Below are 20,538 nucleotides of genomic sequence, written 5' to 3' on the forward strand. Positions count from 1 at the left end.
GCATGGCGCTTGCCAAGTCGCCCTGTGCGTTTGGATCAATAAGTTGTCACTTTCGATCATTGAGCGCGCCCGGCTGGCTGACTATCGTCTGCCCCATAAACCGACCGTGGCCCAAGACGCTGCGGCATTCCGTGAATGCAACGCCCGCTGTGGAGACATCCATGACCGCTTCCGCCTACCCGAACCTGCTCGCGCCCCTCGACCTGGGCTTCACCACCCTGCGCAACCGCACCCTGATGGGCTCCATGCACACCGGCCTGGAAGAGAAGCCCAACGGCTTCGAGCGCATGGCCGCCTACTTCGCCGAACGTGCCCGTGGCGGCGTCGGCCTGATGGTCACCGGCGGCATCGGTCCGAACGAGGAAGGTGGCGTCTACTCCGGCGCGGCCAAGCTGACCACCGAGGAAGAAGCCGAGAAGCACCGCGTCGTCACCCAGGCGGTGCACGAGGCGGGTGGCAAGATCTGCATGCAGATCCTCCACGCCGGCCGCTATGCCTACAGCCCCAAGTCCGTCGCGCCGTCCGCCATCCAGGCACCGATCAACCCGTTCAAGCCCCGTGAGCTGGACGAGGAAGGCATCGAGAAGCAGATCCAGGACTTCGTCACCTGCTCGGTACTGGCGCAGAAGGCCGAATACGACGGCGTCGAGATCATGGGTTCCGAGGGCTACTTCATCAACCAGTTCCTCGCCGCCCACACCAACCAGCGCAACGACCGCTGGGGTGGCAGCTACGAGAACCGCATGCGCCTGCCGGTGGAGATCGTCCGCCGCGTGCGTGAGGCCGTGGGCCCGAACTTCATCATCATCTACCGCCTGTCGATGCTCGACCTGGTGGAAGGCGGCAGCACCTGGGAAGAGATCGTCATCCTGGCCAAGGCCATCGAAGCCGCGGGTGCCACCCTTATCAACACCGGTATCGGCTGGCACGAGGCACGCATCCCCACCATCGCCACCAAGGTGCCGCGCGCGGCCTTCACCAAGGTCACCGCCAAGCTCAAGGGCGAGGTGTCGATCCCGCTGATCACCACCAACCGCATCAACACCCCGGAAGTGGCCGAGCAGGTGCTTGCCGAAGGCGACGCCGACATGGTTTCCATGGCCCGCCCCTTCCTCGCCGACCCGGACTTCGTCAACAAGGCCGCCGAGGGCCGCGCCGACGAGATCAACACCTGCATCGGCTGCAACCAGGCCTGCCTGGACCACACCTTCGGCGGCAAGCTGACCAGCTGCCTGGTCAACCCGCGCGCCTGCCACGAGACCGAGCTGAACTACATCCCCACCACCCAGGTGAAGAAGATCGCCGTGGTCGGTGCCGGCCCGGCGGGCCTGTCTGCCGCCACCGTGGCCGCCGAGCGTGGCCACCAGGTGACCCTGTTCGACGCCGCCGCCGAGATCGGTGGCCAGTTCAACGTCGCCAAGCGCGTGCCGGGCAAGGAAGAGTTCTACGAGACCCTGCGCTACTTCAAGCGCAAGCTGGAAACCACCGGTGTCGACCTGCGCCTGAACACCCGCGTCAGCGTCGATGACCTGGTCAAGGGCGGCTACGACGAGGTGCTCCTCGCCACCGGCATCGCCCCGCGCACCCCGGAAATCCCCGGTGTCGACAACCCCAAGGTGATCAGCTACCTGGACGCCATCCTGCAGCGCAAGCCGGTGGGCCAGAAGGTCGCGGTGATCGGCGCCGGCGGCATCGGCTTCGACGTCTCCGAGTTCATCACCCATGAAGGCGAGGCCACCAGCCAGAACCGCGACGCGTTCTGGAAGGAGTGGGGCATCGACGGCGACCTGGAAGCCCGTGGCGGCGTTGCCGGGATCAAGGCCCAGCCGCACCCGGCGGCACGCCAGGTGTTCCTGCTGCAGCGCAAGAAATCCAAGGTCGGCGACGGCCTGGGCAAGACCACCGGCTGGATCCACCGCACCGGCCTGAAGAACAAGAACGTGCAGATGCTCAACGCGGTCGAGTACCTGAAGATCGACGACGCCGGCCTGCACATCCGCATCGCCGAAGGCGAGCCGCAAGTGCTGCCGGTGGACACCGTGGTCATCTGCGCCGGCCAGGACCCGCTGCGCGAGCTGCACGACGGCCTGGTCGCCGCCGGCCAGAGCGTGCACTTGATTGGCGGTGCCGATGTGGCGGCGGAACTGGACGCCAAGCGCGCCATCAACCAGGGCTCGCGCCTCGCTGCCGAGCTCTGATGGAAAGACGCCCCGCCTCGTGCGGGGCGTTCTCTTTAAGGGCATCTCTAAAAAAACGTAGGCGATGACAACGCAGGTAGTTTTTTGAGGTGCCCTTTATAGGCTGATAAAAACAAGGAGTAGCCGATGTCCCTCGAAGCCCGATTGAATCCCGCCGTGGCCGCCAGCCTGCAACGCTGGCACCAGTTCATCGCCAGCCAGGACCTGAGCCAGCTGCCCGAGCTGCTGCACCCGCAGGCGGTGTTCCGCTCGCCCATGGCGCACACGCCTTACCCGGGCGCGCAGGCGGTGAACCTGATCCTCAACACCGTGATCAAGGTGTTCGAGGACTTCGCCTACCACCGCGAACTGGCCAGCGCCGATGGCCTCAGCGTGGTGCTGGAGTTCAGTGCCCGGGTCGGTGAGCGCGAGCTGAAGGGCATCGACATGATCCGCTTCGACGAACAGGGCAAGATCGTCGATTTCGAGGTGATGATCCGCCCGATGAGCGGTCTCGCCGCCCTCGGCGAGGAGATGGGACGCCGTCTGGCGCCCTATCTCGCCGCGATGAAAAGCTGAAAGTCTCCAACCCCATCACATTTTCACTGTGCGCCCGGTCCGCTCCCCGATGGGGGCGGGTCGAGTGCCAACCCAGTCACATTGCCCGTTGCGCTTTTTCCCCTAGACTCCGTGAATCAGGATGTACGCCTGTCTCCCAGGCGTAGCACCACCGACAGGAATGTCACCCGTCCCGCCCAGGGACTCACCGCGTTGGCCTAGAGGGAAACCGATGAGCATGCAGAACAAGCCGCAGATGGTTGAAGCCGTGCTGTTCTTCAATGAGCGTGGCGTCTGCAAGGAGATGCTCTTCCCCGAATTCGAGGCGATGCTCGACGGTGTGGTGAACATGCCCGAGTACGCCGATGAGCAGATGCGCCTGGCGTATGTGCTGATCAATCCCCGTTTGCTGGTCCGTTCCCTGGTGTTCTTCTACCTGGACTTCGACGAGAAGGGCCAGGCCGACACCGGCTGGAACATGCCCCTGCGCCACCTGGCCGAACGTGCTGGCCGTGGCCCCGACCTGGGCGCCGGGCCGATACGCCTCGCCTGCCGCAGCCAGTGCCCGGTGTCCTGGCACCAGATGCACATGTGGGACCCGAACCTGGCCCCGGGCAGCAATGACCTGGCCCTGGTCCGGGATACGGTCAAGCGCAACGGCCTCGGCCTGATGGTGGAGGACGACCAGCCCCAGGCGGTCGAGCCCCAGCGCCTGCAGATGGCCCCCGAAGACAAGTGGTACGCGCCGCCGGATGCGTCCGCCGAAGTGGCCGAGCAACTGGCGCAGAAGCTGGAGCAGGAACATCGCCTGAAGACCGCGCAGCTGATCAAGCAGCAGCGTCTGCGCATCGCCAGCCTCGGCCAGCAGAACGAAGAGGCTTTGGCCAAATACCGCCTCTCCGCCGAAGAACAGGCGCGCAGCCTGCAGGAGCAGATCCAGGGCCTGCAGCAGAACCTGCGTCAGCAGGAAGAACTCAACGCCGACCTCAAGCGCCAGTTGCTTACCCAGACCGACGGCTTCCAGAAGTCCCGCGAGGAGATGAGCCAGCAGCTGCGTGCGCTGGAGCGTCACGGCCGCACCGAGGTGGACATCCTCCGCTCGCAGTTCGACAGCGAGATGCAGGCCAAGATCGCCGCCGCGGTGATGGACTACAAGGAGCAGATCGCCATCCGCGACGTCGAGCTCGCCTACCGCAACGAGCTGGACGCCCAGCTGCAGCAGGAGATCGACCGCCTCAAGCAGGAGCGCGAGCAGCTGGTGAACCAGGGGGGCGACCAGATCCTCGAGCGCCTGGCCCGTCTCGGCGTGGTCTTCGTGGTCTATCACCCGGGTGCCGGGCACCTGACCATCCCGCTGCAGGACGTCGCCCGCTACCAGGACAACCCGTTGGCCTATGCTGCGTCCAAGTGCTTCGTCTCCGAGGCCCAGTACCGCCAGTGGCTGACCCACTACCAGCAACCCACCTGCGAAGCGGCCCTGCCCAGCGGCGAGCGTTGCTCCATGCCCATCGACCGGGTGGATTCGCCCAGCCGCTTCGTCGCCGGTGATTCCAACTGCTGCGCGCGCCACAAGGCCAGCAGCCGCCTGCGCACCGTCAGCTGATCTCGCGGCGGGGCGGCGCCTGCCGTATCCTGCCGCTCGTCACCGCTCCGTTGCCGGACTCCGCCTTGCCCCTTCGCTTGCCCGACTGGACGCCCAGCGCCAGCCTCGACCCCGTCCGTCTCGATTGGCTCGACCGCGCGTCGGTGAGCCTCGCCCTGTTGCGCCTGGAGCGTATCGACCCGCTGGTGAGCGGCAACAAGTGGTTCAAGCTGGCGCCGCACCTGGCGCGGGCCGCGGAACAGGGCGCCGAGGGTGTGATCAGCCTGGGCGGCGCCCATTCCAATCACCTGCATGCCCTGGCGGCGGCGGGGCGGCGTTTCGGTTTCCCCTGTGTCGGCCTGCTGCGTGGCGAACCCGTGGAGACGCCGACGGTGGTCGACCTGCGCGAGCTGGGCATGGAGCTGCACTGGCTCGGTTATGGCGGCTACCGCGCACGTAACCTGCCGGGGTTCTGGGAGCCCTGGGCGGCGCGCTATCCGGGCTTCGTCCAGGTGCCCGAAGGCGGCGGCGGCCTGCCGGGCGCCCTGGGCTGCGCACCGCTGGTGGCGATGATCGACGAACAATTGCCGAGCCTCGGCTGGGATGACTACGACGCGCTCTGGCTGGCGGCCGGTACCGGCACCACCCTGGCCGGCCTGGTGCTGGGGGAGGGCGGGCGCCACCCGGTGTTCGGTGCCCTGGCGGTGCCGCCTGACCATGGCGTCGCCGAGCAGGTGCGGGCGTTGCTGGCGGAGGCTGGCGCCGCCGATACCGGCTATCGGTTGCTGGACGCCAGCCGTGGCGGCTTCGCCCGGGTGGATGCCGAGCTGGCGACGGCACTGTTCGACTTCGAGGCCTGCACCGGCATCGAGCTGGACCCGCTCTACACCGCCAAGGCGTTAATAGCGTTGCGCCAGTACGTGGAGGCCGGTTACCTTGCCGCCGGCAGTCGCGTGATCATGTTGCATACCGGTGGCCTGCAAGGCCGTCGAGCCATGTTGCCGCGCCTGTTGCAACTGGCTGGCTACACTGCCACCTCAGCTGATTCCTCAGGATGATGGGATGACCGAACCGCTCAATCCGGACCAACTGCGCAGCCTGACGCCGCTCAATGCCTTGTCCGAGCAGCAGTGGCGCGAACTGCGCAGCCAGCTGGTACCGCAGCCGCTGCTCGCCGGCCAGGCCCTGTTCCGTCGGGGCGACCAGGCGCGGCTGACCTATTACCTGCTGGCCGGTGAACTGCAGCTGCGCGATGCCGATGGCAGCGAGCAGCGCCTGGTCGCCGGCAGCGAAGCCAGCTGCCACCCGTTGTCCCCCAGCCTGCCGCGCCTGCAGGAAGCCCTGGCGCTGACCGAAGTCAGCGTGCTGGCCATCGACAGCGCCACCCTGGCGCGCCTGATCACCTGGCGCTCCGCCTACCAGGACCTGCTCCTGCAACTGGACCCGGACGGCGACCAGGAGTGGCTGGAACGCCTGCTGGAGAACCCGCTGTTCGCCAAGGTGCCGCCGGCCAACGTGCAGGAGATGGTGGCGCGCCTGCAGCGCGTCGAGATGCCCGCCGGCAGCGAAGTGCTGCGCGAGGGCGAAGCGGGGGATTGCTGCTACTTCCTGCAATCGGGTCGCGCCGAGGTGATCCGTGGTGCCGGCAGCGAGCATCAGGTGCTCGCCGAGCTGGAAGTGGGTGCCTGCTTCGGCGAGGAGGCGTTGCTCTCCGACCGGCCGCGCAACGCCACCGTCACCCTGCTCGAAGACGGCGTGGTGCTGCGCCTGGATCGCCAGGACTTCTTCGCCCTGCTCAAGGCGCCGGTGGTGGACGAAGTCTCCCTCGGCGAGGCGTCGCGCCTGCTGGCCGCAGGCGGCCAATGGCTGGACGTGCGCCTGCAGGACGAATACGAACGCGCCCATGCCCCCCAGGCGCTGAACATGCCCCTGCACCTGCTGCGCCTGAAGGCGCGCCTGCTCGACCGCGAGAAGGCCTACCTGTGCTACTGCGACAGCGGCAAGCGCAGCGCCAGCGCGGTGTTTCTCCTCTCCCAACTGGGCTTCAAGGCCTACGCCCTGCGCGACGGCCTGGATGCACTGCCCGCCGTGCAGCGCGATGCCTTGCTCTGTGAAGACGGCGCCGGCTACCTGGCCCGTTCCGGCGGACGGACCGAGCGCAGCCGGTAAACCCGTTTTACAGGGTTCGCCTTATCGCGAATAAATTCGCTCCCACGGGTGCAGGCCGGGCTCGCTTGCCGTAGGAGCGAGCTCTGCTCGCGAATAGCTGCCGGGTTGCACCCGCCCTACATGCTGGCGACCTTCCAGCTTCCAGCTTCCAGCTTCCAGCTCTCAGCCTCCCACCGTCTGCGGCCAGCGATCGCTGACCAGGAACACCCGCTCCCGCTCTTCCCATCGCTCCCCCGCATCCTCCAGGCGTACCAGCATGCGTGCTGGGGCCTCTGCAGGGAGTTCCAGCAGCCAGTGCTCCAACCGCTCGCGAGGCCAGAGGTCCGCAGGTTCGCACAGCGCGGGCGCCAGCCAGGCATGGCGCTCCAGGGGTTGCCAGACGGCCTCGGGGCTTTGCGAGAGAAAGTCGGCGATGTCGCTGCGTCGCAGCCAGCGTCCATGCAGGTGCTCGCCGTGGGCGCCCAGGGGGGCGGTGCAGTCACCGGGCCAGGGGTAGAAGAGGTAGCCGCCCAGCCACAGTTCGGCGCTGGCCGGCCAGGCGCCGAGTTCCTCCAGCAGCGGGCGGCATTCCGGGTTGGAGGAGAGTGGCAGCTGGTGCTGGGCGAGGTGCTCCAGCTTGAGGTCGAGGCGGTCTAGGCTGCCCGGGCCGAGCCACTGCGCGGCGTCCTCGCCCTGGCCGTGACGTGGCCCCAGGTAGAGCTTGATGGCCAGCTCCAGGTGATGCACGCCTTCCTCGTCCTGCAGCAGCAGGTCCAGTTCGCCGAGGGTCTGGCCGGTCACCCGCACCGGCAGGTTGGCACCCAGCAGGCGGATGCCTGGTGCCCGGGCCAGGGCGAATTGCCAGAGGCGCTCGTAGTAGAGGCCGAGGCGCCGGCTGGAGCCCTGGCTCAGCCAGTGCTCCAGCCCGGTGGGCGCGGCGTCCTGCTGTTCCAGCCAGGCCACCAGGCGCGCCGGCTCGGCGGCCCAGGCACTGGCACTGAGCGGGTGGCGCTGGCGCCAGGGCGCCTGGGCCAGCAGGGGCGGCGACAGCAGCACCCAGGCCAGGTCACGCACGACGTTCTGGCGCAAATGGCGGGGCAGGGCGGCGAGGGCGGCGAAGGGATGCATGCTGCGAGCATAGTCGAGGCTGGTTTGCCGCTGTCACGGGCTTTCGCCCATAATCCGAGCATTCCACCCCGTTGCAGAGCCCTGCTGGAGCCCCATGGAGCAATTCCGCAATATCGGCATCATCGGTCGCCTGGGCAGCCCCCATGTGCTCGATACCATCCGCCGCCTGAAACGATTCCTGCTGGACCGCCACCTGCATGTGATCCTCGAAGACACCATCGCCGAAGTCCTGCCGGGCCACGGCCTGCAGACCTCCTCGCGAAAGATCCTCGGCGAGGTCTGCGACATGGTCATCGTGGTCGGCGGCGACGGCAGCATGCTCGGCGCCGCCCGCGCCCTGGCCCGCCACAACGTGCCGGTACTGGGCATCAACCGCGGCAGCCTGGGCTTCCTCACCGACATCAAGCCGGACGAGCTGGAGATCAAGGTAGCCGAGGTGCTCGACGGCCAGTACCTGGTGGAGAGCCGCTTCCTGCTGGAGGCCGAAGTGCGCCGCCACGGCGAGGCCATCGGCCAGGGCGACGCGCTCAACGACGTGGTGCTGCACCCCGGCAAGTCGACCAAGATGATCGAGTTCGAACTGCACATCGATGGCCAGTTCGTCTGCAGCCAGAAGGCCGACGGCCTGATCGTCGCCACGCCCACCGGCTCCACCGCCTACGCGCTGTCCGCCGGCGGGCCGATCATGCACCCGAAGCTGGATGCCATCGGCGTGGTGCCCATGTACCCGCACACCCTGTCCAGCCGGCCGATCGTGGTCGACAGCAACAGCGAACTGAAGATCGTGGTCTCGCCGGACATGCAGATCTACCCGCTGATTTCCTGCGACGGCCAGAACCACTTCACCTGCGCCCCCGGGGACACCATCACGGTGGCCAAGAAGCCGCAGAAGCTGCGCCTCATCCACCCGCTGGACCACAACTACTACGAGGTCTGCCGCACCAAGCTGGGGTGGGGCAGCCGCCTGGGTGGTGGCGACTGATGAACCTCGATGCCGTGCGCGGCTACGACCTGATCGGCGATGTGCACGGCTGCGCGCGCACCCTGGAGCGTTTGCTCGATCGCCTCGGTTACCGCAAACACGGCGATGTCTGGCAGCACCCTCGGCGCATGGCGCTGTTCCTCGGCGACATCATCGACCGCGGCCCGCGCATCCGCGAGGCGCTGCACCTGGTCCACGCCATGGTCGAGGCCGGGCAGGCGCGCTGCATCATGGGCAATCACGAGTTCAATGCCATCGGCTGGAGTACCCCGGCGACGCCTGGCAGCGGGCGCCAGTTCGTCCATGAGCACACGCCGCGCCACGCACGCTTGCTCAAGGAGACCCTGGAACAGTTCGAAGGCCACCCGGGCGACTGGCGTGACTTCCTCGGCTGGTTCCAGGAGTTGCCGCTGTTCATCGATGGCGGTCACTTCCGCATGGTTCACGCCTGCTGGGACAACGAGCTGATCGAGCCGCTGCGCGCCCTGCACCCCGATGGTCGGGTCGACGAAGCCTTCATCAAGGCCGCCGCCGAGCGCGGCAGCTTCGCCTTCCGCGTGTTCAATCGGCTGCTGCGCGGCACCGACATGCCCTTGCCCAGCGGCATGACCCTGACCGGCAGCGACGGCTTCACCCGCTCGGTGTTCCGCACCAAGTTCTGGGAGGAAGACCCGCAGACCTACGGCGATGTGGTCTTCCAGCCCGATGCGTTGCCCGAGCAGGTGGCCCGCCAACCGCTCTCGGCGGCGCAGAAATCCGCGCTGCTCAACTACGGCGCCGACGAGCCGCTGCTGTTCGTCGGCCATTACTGGCGCCGGGGCCGCCCGGCGCCGATCCGCCCCAACCTCGCCTGCCTCGACTACAGCGCGGTGATGTACGGCAAGCTGGTGGCCTACCGGCTGGATGCCGAAACCCGGCTGGACCCGGACAAGTTCGTCTGGGTCGAGGTGGAGCGCCCGGAAGCGCCGCATTGAGCGGCGCCCGCCCTGAATCGTTCAATGGAGTCCTCGCGCACTATGGATGACGCGACACTGGTTCAACTGGAGGCGGCGCTGTCCGCCTCGCCCGACAACGACGCACTGCTGGGGCTGCTGCTGCCGGCCTGGATCGAGCGCAACGAATGCGTCCGGGGCCTGGCCTTCCTGCCCGAGGGGCTCGCCGCACGGCTCGATGCCACGTCGCTGCGCCAGCAAGCTGCGCGCCTGTGCCTGGGGGCCGGTGAGGCCGAGCGGGCATTGGCCCTGCTGGGCGGTGACGAGCCGGCCGAGCGCCTGCTGCGCGCCCGTGCCCTGGCCGACCTGGAGCGTCGCGAGGAAGGCCTGCGCGAGTACCGCGCCGCCGTCGAGGCCAGCCCGGCGCTGGAGGACGTCGCCCTGCAGCGCCGCCTCAGTGCCTCGGTGGTGGACTTCCGTGGCGGCGAGGGGCGCCCGCGCCTGCGGGTCATCTCCAACGACGACACCGACAAGGCCGAGACCACCCGCCTGCTGACGCCGAACGCCGAGACCCTGACCTTCGACGATGTCGGCGGCCTCGACGAGCTGAAGAAGACCATCCACAAGAAGATCATCCTGCCGTACCAGAAGCCGGGGCTGTTCCAGCGCTTCCGCAAGCGCGTCGGCGGCGGCATCCTGCTCTACGGTCCGCCGGGCTGCGGCAAGACCATGCTGGCCCGCGCCACGGCGGGGGAGTGCAAGGCCACCTTCCTCAACGTCGCCATTTCCGACGTTCTGGACATGTACATCGGCGAGTCCGAGCGCAAGCTCCACGCCCTGTTCGAGGAAGCCCGGGCCAAGGCGCCGGCGGTGCTGTTCTTCGATGAGGTGGAGGCCCTGGGCGGGCGCCGCACCAACACCCGCGAAGCCACCTCGTCCAAGCTGGTGAGCCAGTTTCTCACCGAGATGGACGGCTTCGCCCAGTCCAACCACGGTGTGCTGATCCTCGCCGCCACCAACGTGCCCTGGTCGGTGGATGCCGCCTTCCGCCGTCCCGGTCGTTTCGACCGGGTGCTGTTCGTGCCGCCGCCGGACCGCCCCGCGCGTGCCAGCCTGCTGCGCATGCTGATGGCTGATCGACCCAGCGAAGGGGAGATCGACTACGAGTTCCTCGCCCGCAGCACCTCGGGCTTCTCCGGTGCCGACCTGCGCGAGCTGGTGGAGACGGCGGTGGATGAGGCCATCGAGGAGTCCATTGCCGAAGGCCGCGAGCAGCCGGTGACCGACCGCCACCTCAAGGCGGCCCTCAAGGAGGTGCGCGCCACCACCCTGGAATGGCTGACCACCGCGCGCAACTACGCGCGCTACTCCAACGAGGGCGGCCAGTACGACGAGGTGCTGGCCTTCCTCGACAAGCACGGCAAGGGGCGCTGATGGACAACCGCAACCTCTATCGGCTGGATGACGAACCCCGCCCCGGCGCCCTGGCGCGCCTGGCGGTGGAGCCGCTGTGGCCGCTGCTGGGCCTGATGCTGGGCGGTGCCTGGCTGGGCCTGCCCTGGTTCGTGCTCAACGGCATGGCCGTGGGCAGCCCGACACGCGTCCGTGAGGCGGCACTGGCCGCCATCGGCCTGCTGGGCAGCCTGGGCCTGGCCTTCGGCCTGCTCTACCTGTGGCAGGGCGGCATCCTCGACAAGGGCAGCCTGCAGTACGCGATGCTGGTGCTGGTGGTGTGGAAGCTGGCCATCGGTTACGCGCTGTTCGTCATGCAGGCCTCCACCATCGAGCTCTACCAGTACTACGGCGGCGTGCTCAATCGCTTCGGCCTGCCGGTGGTCCTGCTGGGTGCCTTCTTCCTGCGTGGGCTGGTGCTCAACCTGCTGCCCTTCACCCTCTGGTTCCTGGTGCTCAGCTGATGAATGAAACCAACCTGCTGCACCTGGCTTATCAGCGCCTGCAAAGTGGCCATGCCGAGGGTGCGATCAACAGCCTGCGACAACTGCTCAGCGATGACCCGGAACACGCCGAGGCCCATGCGTTGCTCGCCCTGTGCCTGCTGCTGATGCGCCGCGCCTACGCCGCCGAGCGCGAAGCCGGGCTGGCCCTGGCGGCCGACCCGCAACTGGAATTCGCCCATTACGTCGCGGCCCGCGTGGCCATGGCGCGGCGGCGCTTCAAGCTGGCCGAGAAGCACCTGGACCAGGTGCTGGAGATGAACCCCCAGGAAGCCGGCTACCACCTGGCCCGCGCCGAACTCGCCGACCTGATGGGCCGTCGCGCCCAGCAGTTGCCGAGCCTGCAGCGGGCCCTGGAGCTGGCGCCGGACAACCCTGACTGCCTGGCCGCCCTGGCCCACTACCATCGCCTGCGTGGCGAGGTGGAACCGGCGGAGCGCTACGCCCGCGAGGCGCTGCAACTGCGCGCCGACCACCCTGGCGCCATCGTCACCATGGGCCACCTGCTGCTGCGTCGGGGTGACCTGCAAGGCGCGCGCGAGCATGCGATCTGGGCCCTGCGCGAGAACGCCAACGACGTTGCCGCGCTCTACCTGATGTCCGCCGTCAAGGCGCGCAGCAACCCCTTCATGGGGCTCTGGTGGCGCTACAACTCGTGGATGTCCGAGCTGGGGCCGACCCGCTCGATCATCGTGCTGCTGGGCATGTTCGTGCTCTACCGGGTGGTGGTGATCGCCAGCAACCAGCATGGCCACGAGACGCTGGCCCAGGCCATCGAATGGGCCTGGCTGGGCTTCGTGGTCTACAGCTTCGCCGGGCCGCAGATCTTCCGCCGCTCGCTGGAGAAGGAACTGGAGCAGGTGAAGCTGTCACGCGACTTCTAGGACTCGCACAAAAAGTGCCTGCGCTCGGTGATGCGGCGTTGAAATTGCCCTCAGAATGCTCATTTACAGCACGTAAACTGCGCTTCTTCGGCCAATTTCGCCTTGCCTGACCTTCGCTCGGCGACTTTTTGTACGAGTCCCTTCTTTAGGTGTTGGCGCTCTGACCGGCGTCGATGCGCAACACCGGCAGTGTCGCTAGAATGTGCGCTCGTTTTCGCCGCCCTTCAGGAAACCGCCGTGTCCGATTTCGCCAAGCTGATCAGCAACATCACCGAGGATGTCTACCAGAGCCTCAAGCTCGCCGTGGAGATCGGCAAGTGGTCCGACGGCCGCAAGCTGACCCAGGAGCAGAAGGAGCTCAGCCTGCAGGCGGTCATCGCCTGGGAGCTGAAGAACCTGCCGGAGGAAGAGCGCACCGGCTACATGGGCCCGCAGGAGTGCGGCTCCAAGTCCGAGAAGATCGAGAACATCCTGTTCAAATCCGACTCGATCCACTGATGAGCGAGTCCACCATGCAGGAACTGGGGCGCGGTGCGCTGAGCAAGATGTCGGCGCAACTGGGGTCCCCGGTCGTGCAGTACGCCTTCCGCCTGGGCGATGAACAGGTGGCGGTCAACCCGCTGCTGGGCCGGCGCATCCGCCTGGAATTCCTCGGCGCCATCCATTGCTCCCATTGCGGGCGCAAGACCAAGAAGAGCTTCGCCCAGGGCTATTGCTACCCCTGCTTCACCAAGCTGGCGCAGTGCGACAGCTGCATCATGAGCCCGGAGCGCTGCCACTACGACGCCGGCACCTGCCGCGAGCCGGCGTGGGGCGAGTCGTTCTGCATGACCGACCACGTGGTCTACCTGGCCAACTCGTCGGGCATCAAGGTGGGGATCACCCGCGCCACCCAGGTGCCGACCCGCTGGATCGACCAGGGTGCGCGCCAGGCCTTGCCGATCATGCGCGTCGCCACCCGCCAGCAGTCCGGCCTGGTGGAAGACCTGCTGCGCAGCCAGGTGGCCGATCGCACCAACTGGCGCGCCTTGCTCAAGGGCGAGGCCGAGGCGTTGGACCTGCCCGCCGTGCGCGAGGCCATCTTCGAGGCCTGCGACGCCGGCATCCAGGCGCTGCAGCAGCGCTTCGGCCTGCAGGCGGTGCAGAAGATCGAGGACATCGAGCCGCTGGAGATCAGCTACCCCGTCGAGGCCTACCCGACCAAGGTGGTGAGCCTCGATCTGGACAAGACGCCGGTGGTGGAGGGTACCCTGCGCGGTATCAAGGGCCAGTACCTGATCCTCGACACCGGGGTCATCAACATCCGCAAGTTCACGGCCTACCAGGTGGTGGCGAGCAGCGAGCCGTAAGGCTGCACCGCCCCGCCCGGCAGGGTCACACACCGCAGCCGGGGCATGGCGCCCGGGCTGCCTCGGAGAGGCAAGCATGCGAACCGAACAACCGAAAGTCATCCACCTCAAGGACTATCAGGCGCCGGATTACCTGATCGACGAGACCACCCTGACCTTCGAGCTGCACGAGGACCACACCCTGGTCCACGCCCAGCTGGTGATGCGCCGCAACCCGGAGCGCGCCAACGGCAGCCTGCCCGCGCTGGTGCTGGACGGCCAGCAGCTGGAGCTGCTGGCGCTGTCCATGGACGACCGTGAGCTCGGCGCCGCCGACTACCAGCTGACCGACAGCCACCTGACCCTGCAGCCCGTCGCCGACGCCTTCACCCTCGACAGCACGGTGCGCATCCACCCCGAGAGCAACACCGCGCTGGAAGGCCTGTACAAGTCCGGCAGCATGTTCTGCACCCAGTGCGAAGCCGAAGGCTTCCGCAAGATCACCTACTACCTCGACCGCCCGGACGTGATGAGCACGTTCACCACCACCCTGAGCGCCGAACAGCATCGCTACCCGGTGTTGCTGTCCAACGGCAACCCGGTGGCCAGCGGAGCGGAGGAGGGCGGTCGCCACTGGGCGACCTGGGAAGACCCGTTCAAGAAGCCGGCCTACCTGTTCGCCCTGGTGGCGGGCGACCTCTGGTGCGTGGAGGACGTCTTCACCACCATGAGCCAGCGTGACGTGACCCTGCGCATCTATGTCGAGCCGGAGAACATCGACAAGGTGCAGCACGCCATGGACAGCCTGAAGAAGTCCATGCGCTGGGACGAGGAGGTCTACGGCCGCGAGTACGACCTGGACATCTTCATGATCGTCGCGGTCAACGACTTCAACATGGGCGCCATGGAGAACAAGGGGCTCAACATCTTCAATTCCAGCTGCGTGCTGGCCAGGGCGGAAACCGCCACCGACGCCGCCCACCAGCGGGTCGAGGCCGTAGTGGCCCACGAGTACTTCCACAACTGGTCGGGCAACCGCGTCACCTGTCGCGACTGGTTCCAGCTGTCGCTGAAGGAAGGTTTCACCGTGTTCCGCGACGCGGAGTTCTCCGCCGACATGAACTCGCGCACGGTCAAGCGCGTCGAGGACGTGGCCTTCCTGCGCACCCACCAGTTCGCCGAGGACGCCGGCCCCATGGCCCACCCGGTGCGCCCGGATTCGTTCATCGAGATCTCCAACTTCTACACCCTGACCGTCTACGAGAAGGGTTCGGAAGTGGTGCGCATGATCCACACCCTGCTGGGCGCCGCAGGCTTCCGCAAGGGCTCCGATCTGTACTTCGAGCGTCACGACGGCCAGGCCGTGACCTGCGATGACTTCATCAAGGCCATGGAGGACGCCAACGGCGTCGACCTCACCCAGTTCAAGCGCTGGTACAGCCAGGCCGGCACCCCGCGCCTCGCCGTCGAGGAAGCCTTCGACGCCGCCGCCAAGACCTACAGCCTGACCTTCCGCCAGAGCTGCCCTGCCACCCCTGGCCAGGCCGAGAAGCTGCCCTTCGTCATCCCCGTCGAGCTGGGCCTGCTGGACGCTGCGGGCAACGACCTGCCGCTGCGCCTCGCCGGCGAAGACAAGGCCCAGGGCGGCAACCGGGTGCTCTCGGTGACCGAGGCCGAGCAGACCTTCACCTTCGTCGATATCGCCGAGAAGCCGCTGCCCTCGCTGCTGCGCGGGCTGTCCGCCCCGGTGAAGCTGAGCTTCCCCTATGGCCGCGATCAGCTGATGTTCCTCATGCAGCACGACAGCGACGGTTTCAACCGCTGGGACGCGGGCCAGCAGCTCTCCGTGCAGGTGCTGCAGGAGCTGATCGGCCAGCACCAGCGTGGCGAGGCCCTGGCGCTGGACACCCGCCTGCTGCATGCCTTCCGCACCCTGCTGGAGGATGAGTCGCTGGACCAGGCGATGGTCGCCGAGATGCTCTCGCTGCCCAGCGAGGCGTACCTGACCGAGATCAGCGAGGTGGCGGATGTCGACGCCATCCACGCCGCCCGCGAGTTCACCCGTCGTTCGATCAGTGACGCGCTGTTCCCGCAACTGCTGGCGCGCTACCAGGCCAATCGCGCCCTCTCGCGGGAGACGCCCTATGTCGCCTCCGCCGAGCATTTCGCCCGGCGCACCCTGCAGAACATCGCGCTGTCCTACCTGATGCTCAGCGGCAAGGTCGAGATCCTCGACGCCTGCCTGGAGCAGTTCGAAGCCTGCGACAACATGACCGAGCGCCTCACCGCGCTCTCGGTACTGGTCAACTCCGGCTTCGAGGCGGAGAAGGCCAAGGCTTTGGCGGGCTTCGCCGAGCACTTCAAGGACAACCCGCTGGTGATGGACCAGTGGTTCAGCGTCCAGGCCGGCAGCACCCTGCCAGGCGGCCTGGAGCGGGTGCAGGCGCTGATGGGCCACAAGGCCTTCACCCTGAAGAACCCCAACAAGGTGCGTGCGCTGATCGGTGCCTTCGCCAACCAGAACCTGGTGAACTTCCACCGGGCCGATGGTGCCGGCTATCGCTTCCTCGCCGACCACGTCATCACCCTCAACGCGCTGAACCCGCAGATCGCCTCGCGCCAGCTGGCGCCGCTGACCCGCTGGCGCAAGTACGACGAGGCGCGGCAAAAGCTGATGCGCGCCGAGCTGGAACGCATCCTCGCCTCCGGCGAACTGTCCAGCGATGTCTACGAAGTGCTGAGCAAGAGCCTGGCCTGACCCCTCCCGGAACCACGCTCGTGGTTCCGCTGCCGTTTCCCTGGCGTCAACAAGTGTTACTGGCAATCTGCCGGTAACACTTTTTTGTTACTCAAAGGAATATCCCCTCGAACGTTGAGGCGTAAATGGCCTGTTCCGTGGCATTTCCTGCTTGACGGGGTGATCGAGGTATGAGCGCGCAAGCGCTATAGGTGTGGTTTTGAGTGACAAATCGAGCCAGCTTGTAGGACAAAATCGGCCGATTCGTCGGTTTTGATCAGTGGATGATCAGTCACTCGTTTGAAAATTATCTGGCCCTTCGTTCAGAAAAATATAACGCCCCGGAAATGTGCACTTGGCACCATGGTTGCAGGTCTCGACGCCGTTCCAGGCCCTTTCAATGCGAGCAATCGCTGGAGGGCGCGGTTCAGACGCGTTGGGGCCAGCCCCACGCCACTAACAAGGTCGCTCGAGCGGCTGAACAGCGTCCCTGCCAGACGGGGCCGTAATAACAAATGAATGATCTGTCCACGGAGTAAAGTCTCGATGGAACTCAAGTCCCGCAAGCCCCTGTTGCGCTTCGCGCCGGCCAAGGCCGGTTTCGCCCTCGCCGGTCTCCTGCCCCTGATGTGCGCCGTCCAGGCCCAGGCGGTCGAATTCAGCTTCGCCGACGATGAGATCAGCGGTTCCATCGACACCACCGTCTCCTACGGTCAACTGTGGCGCGTCCAGGGCCAGGACAAGACCAACAACGACATCAACACCAACGACGGCAACCGCAACTTCGACACCGGCCTGGTTTCCGAGGTGTACAAGATCACTTCCGACCTGGAAGCGACCTACAAGAACTACGGTCTGTTCGTCCGCGGCACCGCTTTCTATGACACCCAGATCATGGACAAGCGCAACGACTATCTTGGCAACAACAACCCGGTCCAGCCCAGCCAGAACTATCCGAAGGACGACAGCTTCACCTACGAAACCCGCCACAAGGCCGGCCGTGACGCGCAGATCCTCGACGCTTATCTCTATGGCAACTGGGAAGTTGCCGACATGCCGGTTACCGGTCGTATCGGCAAGCAGGTATTCAACTGGGGTGAGGGCATCTTCTACCGGGGTGGCATCAACACCACCAACCCGGTCAACGCCGCCCAGTTCCGCCTGCCGGGCTCTGAGTTGAAGGAAGTACTGGTACCGGTCGAAGCCCTGAGTTTCAACATCGGCCTCACCGACAACCTGTCGATGGAAACCTTCTACCAGTCCAACTTCAAGGAGTCCGCCATCGACCCGGCGGGTACCTATTTCTCCGAGACGGACCTGTTCGCTGATGGCGGCAATACGGCCTATTCGACCCAGCGTGCACTGCTCCCCGTCGGTGCGCTCTACAGCGGTCTGAGTGCTCTGGGTGTTGGTGGCCTGCAAGGCGGCCGCACTGTCGACTCCAACGGCGTTATCAAGGTCGCGTCCATCGGCAAGGACATCAATGCCAAGAACGACGGGCAGTTCGGCGTAGCCTTCCGCTATATCGCCGAAGAGCTCAACTCTACGGAGTTCGGTTTCTACTTCGTCAATTACCACGCCAAAGAGCCCACCATCGCCGCTAACCTCGGTGACTATGCCGGCCTGAACTTGACCCAGATCGCCAACCTGGCTGCTGGCCAGGTCGCCCCGCAAGTCCAGCAGGCGGTCGCTGCGCAGGCTGGCGTACCGCTCGCTACCCTGCAGGCCGTCATCGCCAACCCCGCGTTGAACCCTGCGCTGGCGGCTGCCTATTCGAACGCACTTACCACCGCGGCTACCACTGCTGCGGGCGGTATCGCAACTCTGGATGTGGCCAACCAAGTTGAAGCTCAGCGTGAGTATGTCGAAGACATCCGCATGTATGGCTTCAGTTTCAACACCACCGTCGGTGACGCCTCCGTATTCGGTGAGCTGTCCTATCGCCCGAACCTGCCGATCGGCGTTGCCACCACCAACGACCTGCTGGGGGACCTGCTCCTCCAAGCTCCGCAACTGGCTGGCGGCAGCACTGTAAACATTGGCGGTCAGAACGTTCGTCTGGGCAACGAGATCCACAACTACGAGCGTGTAGAGGCCTATAACACCTCGTTGGGCACTATCTACAACTTTGGCCCGGCCATGTCCTTCGACTCGCTGATCGGTGTTGCCGAACTGGCGTCCGAGCACCTGCGTGGTAGCAGTCTCAAGTACACCGCGTTCAACGGAACCACCCGCTACTACTCCGGCCGTGGCAACAACTCCTACGTCTCCGGCGGTGATCGTGATGATCAGGTCAACAAAAACGCCTATGGCTATACCCTCGTTCTGTCTGGTACCTGGAACGATGTGTATGCCGGCGTGAACGTATCCCCGTTCGTCGTGTACAAAGATGACTTCGAAGGCAACTCCTACCAGACCGGTAACTTCATCGAAGGTCGCAAGGCCTACACCGTCGGTATGAAGGCAAGCTACCTGAACAGCCTGGAAGGCGAGATCCAGTACACCGAATTCTTCGGTGGCGGCCAGAACAACTCCAGCCGCGATCGCGACAATATCGGCGTCAACGTCAAGTACTCCTTCTAACTAGAAAGAATGCGGGCACCTGCGGGTGCCCGCCGCTGAACCCTCACGGAGAACCAACATGCTGAAAAAGCTTTCGCTGGTTGGCGCGGCAGTCGCGTTCGCACTGTCCGCCGGTAGCGCACTGGCCGCGGTGTCGGCTCAGGAAGCCGCCAAGCTGGGCACTAGCCTGACCCCCTTCGGTGCCGAGAAGGCCGGCAACGCTGCCGGCACCATTCCGGCCTGGACCGGTGGCATCACCCAGGCCCCGGCCGGTTACAAGGCAGGCCAGCACCATGTCGATCCGTTCCCGGAAGACAAGCCGCTGTTCACCATCACCAAGGCCAACCTGGACCAGTACAAGGCCAACCTGACCCCCGGTCAGATCGCCCTGTTCAACGCCTACCCGACCACCTTCCAGATGCCGATCTACCCGACCCGTCGTTCCGGTTCGGCGCCGCAGTGGGTGTATGACAACACCGTCAAGAACGCCACCACCGCCAAGCTGCTGGATGGCGGCAACGGTTTCGCCGACGCCTACGGCGGCATCCCGTTCCCGATCCCGCAGAACGGTGTCGAGGCGCTGTGGAACCACATCGTTCGCTACCGCGGTTCCTACATCGTGCGTCGCGCCTCCGAAGTGGCCGTGCAGCGTAACGGCGACTACTCCCTGGTCACCTCGCAGCAGGAAGCCCTGTTCAAGTACTACAACCCGAAAGGTTCGTACGCCGACCTGAACAACATCCTGTTCTACTACCTGTCCTTCACCAAGAGCCCGGCACGCCTGGCCGGTGGTGCGGTACTGGTACACGAGACCCTGGACCAGGTGAAGGAGCCGCGTCAGGCCTGGGGCTACAACGCCGGCCAGCGCCGCGTTCGCCGTGCGCCTAACCTGGCCTACGACACCCCGATCGCAGCCGCCGACGGCCTGCGTACCGCCGACGACACCGACATGTTCAACGGTGCTCCGGATCGCTACGACTGGAAACTGGTGGGCAAGAAGGAAATCTACATCCCGTACAACAACTACAAGGTCTCCAGCCCTGAAGTTAAGTACAAGGACCTGCTGCAGCCCGGCCACCTGAACCCGGCCGTGACCCGCAACGAACTGCACCGCGTGTGGGTCGTCGAGGGCACGCTGAAGTCCGGCGCCCGCCACATCTACTCCAAGCGCACCCTGTTCCTCGACGAGGACAGCTGGCAAGCTGCCGTGGTCGACCAGTACGACGGTCGTGGCGAGCTGTGGCGCGTATCGATGGCCTACCTGAAGAACTACTACGACCTGCCGACCACCTGGTCCGCGCTGGACGTTTTCCATGACCTTCAGGCCCGTCGCTACCACGTGCAGAACCTGGACAACGAAGAGCCGACCACCATCGACTTCACCCAGGCCATCCCGGACGACGGTTACTTCAAGCCTTCGGCACTGCGTCGCCGCGGTACCCGATAAGGGATTCGCAGCGTGATCGAAAGGCCGCTACCCAGGTAGCGGCCTTTTTGCTATCAGGGGTTCTGATAAGGCCTCAATCACGCGGGTTTGCCTTAACAAAACATAACGTCCAGCCGAT

Annotated in this window: 16 protein-coding genes; 15 read left to right on the forward strand and 1 reads right to left on the reverse strand. The window is 65.9% G+C overall.

Translation table 11 applies throughout. The annotated features are described in order from the left end of the window. Window positions 1-161: 161 nt before the first annotated feature. The 5 genes from ACXI0U_RS05705 to ACXI0U_RS05725 all read left to right on the forward strand — a co-directional run bounded on the left by ACXI0U_RS05705 (window position 162) and on the right by ACXI0U_RS05725 (window position 6,486). Entirely contained in the window at window positions 162-2,198 is a 2,037-nt protein-coding gene (locus ACXI0U_RS05705) for an NADPH-dependent 2,4-dienoyl-CoA reductase (protein WP_265167957.1), read from the forward strand. A 126-nt stretch (window positions 2,199-2,324) separates the two neighbouring features. After that, window positions 2,325-2,756 carry a nuclear transport factor 2 family protein gene (locus tag ACXI0U_RS05710; RefSeq protein WP_021217400.1) on the forward strand — a complete coding sequence of 144 codons (432 nt, stop codon included), beginning with the start codon at window positions 2,325-2,327 and terminating at the stop codon, window positions 2,754-2,756. Between the two features lie 211 nt (window positions 2,757-2,967). Beyond that, a complete protein-coding gene (locus ACXI0U_RS05715; RefSeq protein WP_263403359.1) occupies window positions 2,968-4,338 on the forward strand; it encodes a coiled-coil domain-containing protein in 1,371 nt (456 codons plus the stop codon). A gap of 65 nt (window positions 4,339-4,403) precedes the next feature. Beyond that, window positions 4,404-5,375, forward strand: a complete 972-nt coding sequence (locus ACXI0U_RS05720; protein WP_431483877.1) for a 1-aminocyclopropane-1-carboxylate deaminase/D-cysteine desulfhydrase — start codon at window positions 4,404-4,406, stop codon at window positions 5,373-5,375. A 4-nt stretch (window positions 5,376-5,379) separates the two neighbouring features. Then, the gene (locus ACXI0U_RS05725) at window positions 5,380-6,486 is read left to right on the forward strand and encodes a cyclic nucleotide-binding domain-containing protein (RefSeq protein ID WP_021217397.1); all 1,107 of its coding nucleotides are present in this window, start codon (window positions 5,380-5,382) and stop codon (window positions 6,484-6,486) included. Window positions 6,487-6,648: 162 nt separating this feature from the next. Here ACXI0U_RS05725 and ACXI0U_RS05730 read toward each other — a convergent pair whose 3' ends face one another. Beyond that, window positions 6,649-7,593 carry a DUF1853 family protein gene (locus ACXI0U_RS05730; protein ID WP_431483878.1) on the reverse strand — a complete coding sequence of 315 codons (945 nt, stop codon included), beginning with the start codon at window positions 7,591-7,593 and terminating at the stop codon, window positions 6,649-6,651. A 94-nt stretch (window positions 7,594-7,687) separates the two neighbouring features. Between ACXI0U_RS05730 and ACXI0U_RS05735 the strand changes: the two genes are divergently transcribed. The 10 genes from ACXI0U_RS05735 to ACXI0U_RS05780 all read left to right on the forward strand — a co-directional run bounded on the left by ACXI0U_RS05735 (window position 7,688) and on the right by ACXI0U_RS05780 (window position 20,420). Then, complete coding sequence (locus ACXI0U_RS05735; protein WP_021217395.1) at window positions 7,688-8,575, forward strand: NAD(+) kinase; 888 nt, start codon at window positions 7,688-7,690, stop codon at window positions 8,573-8,575. Then, window positions 8,575-9,549: a metallophosphoesterase gene (locus tag ACXI0U_RS05740; protein ID WP_350448126.1), complete on the forward strand. Its 975-nt coding sequence runs from the start codon at window positions 8,575-8,577 to the stop codon at window positions 9,547-9,549. The genes ACXI0U_RS05735 and ACXI0U_RS05740 overlap by 1 nt, the downstream gene beginning before the upstream one ends. Before the next feature lie 42 nt (window positions 9,550-9,591). Then, window positions 9,592-10,941, forward strand: coding sequence for an AAA family ATPase (locus tag ACXI0U_RS05745; protein WP_431483879.1), 1,350 nt, complete (start codon window positions 9,592-9,594; stop codon window positions 10,939-10,941). Continuing rightward, window positions 10,941-11,423 carry a hypothetical protein gene (locus ACXI0U_RS05750; RefSeq protein WP_263403352.1) on the forward strand — a complete coding sequence of 161 codons (483 nt, stop codon included), beginning with the start codon at window positions 10,941-10,943 and terminating at the stop codon, window positions 11,421-11,423. Before ACXI0U_RS05745 ends, ACXI0U_RS05750 begins: the two co-directional genes overlap by 1 nt. After that, complete coding sequence (locus tag ACXI0U_RS05755; protein WP_021217391.1) at window positions 11,423-12,346, forward strand: tetratricopeptide repeat protein; 924 nt, start codon at window positions 11,423-11,425, stop codon at window positions 12,344-12,346. The genes ACXI0U_RS05750 and ACXI0U_RS05755 overlap by 1 nt, the downstream gene beginning before the upstream one ends. Before the next feature lie 237 nt (window positions 12,347-12,583). Next, window positions 12,584-12,844, forward strand: a complete 261-nt coding sequence (locus tag ACXI0U_RS05760) for a YeaC family protein (RefSeq protein ID WP_021217390.1) — start codon at window positions 12,584-12,586, stop codon at window positions 12,842-12,844. Window positions 12,845-12,858: 14 nt separating this feature from the next. Beyond that, window positions 12,859-13,695 (forward strand): DUF2797 domain-containing protein, encoded by an 837-nt coding sequence (locus tag ACXI0U_RS05765; RefSeq protein WP_031287000.1) that lies wholly within the window; start codon window positions 12,859-12,861, stop codon window positions 13,693-13,695. Window positions 13,696-13,771: 76 nt separating this feature from the next. Continuing rightward, entirely contained in the window at window positions 13,772-16,432 is a 2,661-nt protein-coding gene (pepN, locus tag ACXI0U_RS05770) for an aminopeptidase N (protein ID WP_479549868.1), read from the forward strand. Between the two features lie 525 nt (window positions 16,433-16,957). Beyond that, window positions 16,958-18,994, forward strand: a complete 2,037-nt coding sequence (locus ACXI0U_RS05775; protein WP_431483881.1) for a DUF1302 domain-containing protein — start codon at window positions 16,958-16,960, stop codon at window positions 18,992-18,994. A 58-nt stretch (window positions 18,995-19,052) separates the two neighbouring features. After that, window positions 19,053-20,420, forward strand: a complete 1,368-nt coding sequence (locus ACXI0U_RS05780) for a DUF1329 domain-containing protein (protein ID WP_021217386.1) — start codon at window positions 19,053-19,055, stop codon at window positions 20,418-20,420. Window positions 20,421-20,538 lie beyond the last annotated feature (118 nt).

It is taken from the genome of Pseudomonas sp. C9D1 (genome assembly GCF_056491235.1).

What these genes read in the sequence shown, in the direction of transcription:
- ACXI0U_RS05705 (WP_265167957.1), top strand. Translation starts at nt 162, where the DNA reads ATGACCGCTTCCGCCTACCCGAACCTGCTCGCGCCCCTCGACCTGGGC.
- ACXI0U_RS05710 (WP_021217400.1), top strand. Translation starts at nt 2,325, where the DNA reads ATGTCCCTCGAAGCCCGATTGAATCCCGCCGTGGCCGCCAGCCTGCAA.
- ACXI0U_RS05715 (WP_263403359.1), top strand. Translation starts at nt 2,968, where the DNA reads ATGAGCATGCAGAACAAGCCGCAGATGGTTGAAGCCGTGCTGTTCTTC.
- ACXI0U_RS05725 (WP_021217397.1), top strand. Translation starts at nt 5,380, where the DNA reads ATGACCGAACCGCTCAATCCGGACCAACTGCGCAGCCTGACGCCGCTC.
- ACXI0U_RS05730 (WP_431483878.1), bottom strand. Translation starts at nt 7,593, where the DNA reads ATGCATCCCTTCGCCGCCCTCGCCGCCCTGCCCCGCCATTTGCGCCAG.
- ACXI0U_RS05735 (WP_021217395.1), top strand. Translation starts at nt 7,688, where the DNA reads ATGGAGCAATTCCGCAATATCGGCATCATCGGTCGCCTGGGCAGCCCC.
- ACXI0U_RS05740 (WP_350448126.1), top strand. Translation starts at nt 8,575, where the DNA reads ATGAACCTCGATGCCGTGCGCGGCTACGACCTGATCGGCGATGTGCAC.
- ACXI0U_RS05745 (WP_431483879.1), top strand. Translation starts at nt 9,592, where the DNA reads ATGGATGACGCGACACTGGTTCAACTGGAGGCGGCGCTGTCCGCCTCG.
- ACXI0U_RS05750 (WP_263403352.1), top strand. Translation starts at nt 10,941, where the DNA reads ATGGACAACCGCAACCTCTATCGGCTGGATGACGAACCCCGCCCCGGC.
- ACXI0U_RS05755 (WP_021217391.1), top strand. Translation starts at nt 11,423, where the DNA reads ATGAATGAAACCAACCTGCTGCACCTGGCTTATCAGCGCCTGCAAAGT.
- ACXI0U_RS05765 (WP_031287000.1), top strand. Translation starts at nt 12,859, where the DNA reads ATGCAGGAACTGGGGCGCGGTGCGCTGAGCAAGATGTCGGCGCAACTG.
- pepN (WP_479549868.1), top strand. Translation starts at nt 13,772, where the DNA reads ATGCGAACCGAACAACCGAAAGTCATCCACCTCAAGGACTATCAGGCG.
- ACXI0U_RS05775 (WP_431483881.1), top strand. Translation starts at nt 16,958, where the DNA reads ATGGAACTCAAGTCCCGCAAGCCCCTGTTGCGCTTCGCGCCGGCCAAG.
- ACXI0U_RS05780 (WP_021217386.1), top strand. Translation starts at nt 19,053, where the DNA reads ATGCTGAAAAAGCTTTCGCTGGTTGGCGCGGCAGTCGCGTTCGCACTG.